General features: G+C 37.6%; 1 protein-coding gene. It reads right to left on the bottom strand.

The window, feature by feature from the left end; all coding sequences use genetic code 11:
• The coding region (locus tag BN2746_RS09050; RefSeq protein ID WP_231718295.1) for an SHIRT domain-containing protein at window positions 1-949 on the bottom strand (949 nt) is incomplete at both ends.

Below are 949 nucleotides of genomic sequence, written 5' to 3'. Positions count from 1 at the left end.
TATGGTGTTCCAACTTCTGCGTTTACTAAGACTTCTTTTTCTTCTTCTAATACTGTTCCGTCTTCTGCTACGTATTTTACGTATACGCTTCCTGTTTCTGGTTTAGGGTCTTCTTTTGCTGTGAATTCCCATGTTCCTACAAAGTGTTCGTCTGCTCCGTTTATTGTTGCTTCTGTTCTGTCGTAGCCTTTGAATGTCCATGTTCCTTCTGCTGTTGTTACTTCTTTTTGTGTTGGTTCTGTTGGTACGACTGTATTGCCATCTACTTTTCCTGTTTGGCTTTCTGGCAATAATGCTTTTACTTCGTCTGGTAATTCTTTACCTGGTGTACCTGATTTGAATTCGTGGGTTACTTTGTATTCTGTTGCTGGGTCTGGTTTATTTTCTTCAAATACCCATGTTCCTACGAAGTGTTCGTTTGCTTTATCTATTGTTGCTTCTGCTTTATCGTAGTTTTTGAATACCCATTTTCCACCTTCTACAGGTACTTCTGTTTTTTCTGGTTGAGTTGGAGTTACTTTTTCTCCGTCTTTTTTACCTTCTTGGTCTTTTGGCAATAATGCTAAGACTTCTTTTGGTAGGTCTTTATCTTTTGTTCCTGATTTGAATTCGTGAGTTACTTTGTATTCTGTTGGTTGTGGTTCTTCATCTTTTATGAATTCCCATGTTCCTACGAATTTTTCGTCTGCTCCGTTTATTGTTGCTTCTGTTCTATCGTAGTTTTTGAATATCCATTTTCCACCTTCTACAGGTACTTCTGTTTTTTCTGGTTGAGTTGGAGTTACTTTTTCTCCATCTACTTTTCCTGTTTGGTTTTCTGGCAATAATGCTTTTACTTCGTCTGGTAATTCTTTTCCAGTTGTTCCTGATTTGAATTCGTGGGTTACTTTGTATTCTGTTGGTTGTGGTTCTTCATCTTTTGTGAATTTCCATGTTCCTACTACGTGTT

Source organism: Lagierella massiliensis, assembly GCF_001407835.1.
Classification (GTDB): Bacteria; Bacillota; Clostridia; order Tissierellales; family Peptoniphilaceae; genus Mediannikoviicoccus; species Mediannikoviicoccus massiliensis.
The sequence above is the reverse complement of the archived record's forward strand: the minus strand, read 5'-3'. Positions and strand labels throughout refer to the sequence as shown.